General features: G+C 63.1%; 2 protein-coding genes. Both read right to left on the bottom strand.

Annotation, left to right across the window (positions count from 1 at the left end; all coding sequences use genetic code 11):
* On the bottom strand, positions 1 to 356 hold a 356-nt coding region (locus BACI9J_RS23610; RefSeq protein ID WP_236558903.1), incomplete at its 3' end, for a hypothetical protein.
* Between the two features lie 350 nt (positions 357 to 706).
* Positions 707 to 1,154 (bottom strand): hypothetical protein (locus BACI9J_RS23615; protein WP_159736742.1); only part of this gene is annotated, 448 nt, incomplete at its 5' end.

Below are 1,154 nucleotides of genomic sequence, written 5' to 3' on the forward strand. Positions count from 1 at the left end.
GTGCGTGACGTGTCAGCGTTGGGGCGACCGAACAGCGTGCCGTTGTCTGGGGTGGTGCCTACGGTTGCGTTGAGGGAAACGGCGCCAACGGAGCCGTCCTCCGGCAAACCAGCGAGACCAGCGACCTTGATCGTGCGGTACTTGCCCGCTTCCATCGGCGTACTGAAACCGCCAGTACCCTTCGCCGTGTCGAGAATCCGGCCGCTCGCGGGAACAAATACTCCACCAGTTCCGGAATCATTCAACGCCTGAGCCGGCGTGGCGACCAGTAACGAACCAACCAGTGCAATCGCGCCGAGGATTGCGGCAGCGATGCTGCGCTTTCCCATACGCGGAGCGTGCAGCATCGAGCGCACGGAACCCCCTAGATCGATCAGACAGCACGAGCTGCTGTCAACCCCCGAAGCTTAGGAGGAAGCTGAGTACGACAGGGTGGCACCCGTTTGGGGGCGCTGAGAGAAAGACCCGATCAGAGGGGTTAGTACCGCTGTGGGCTTAATGGACGCTCAGATAGGCGGGGTGCGAGGAAGCACAGGAGGGCGACCTGCGGCGGTCTGGGAGTCTAAATCCCTACGGTTGCCTCACTTTGAGCGAAGCCGAGCCGGCTGAGGAGCATCGCGAATGCGTGACTGCTGAGTGCCGCAGCCCTTCCGCTCGTCAGACTCGACGGGATGCTGCATGAATGAAGGCGTCTTCGCTCGAGTACTCAGCGGGTGAACTCAGTAATGAAGTTGCGTTCGCCGGCCCCGCCGTAGTTGAGCTTCTTCTGCTCCTTGAACCCCGCATTGCGGAGGGCCGCCGCGACCTGGTCGAGTTCGGCTGGGTTGTCGCCGATGTACCAGACAGTGCGGAGACCCTTGGTGTCGTTCGCTGCGTTGACGGCGCCGTGCATGCGCGCGAAGAAGTAGTTCATGTCCGCCGCGCTCGTCTTCGTCCAGAGGTCCTTCAACCCCTCGACGGATGACGGGTAAGCGATGGTCAGTTGGTCGGCTGGCCGGTGCATCTTCCCGAGGATGAGTCCGGCTGGGCCCCGCTCGTCCTGGCGTGCCTCGGTGAGCTCCCGTGCGGCGGTGGCGAGATCGGTGCTCTTCGGGGATGCGTACCGGATGCTCCACCACACCTGTCCGGCGGGGATGAGGAATGCGATGAGGAGC

It is taken from the genome of Arthrobacter sp. 9V, from assembly GCF_902506065.1.
GTDB lineage: Bacteria > Actinomycetota > Actinomycetes > Actinomycetales > Micrococcaceae > Arthrobacter.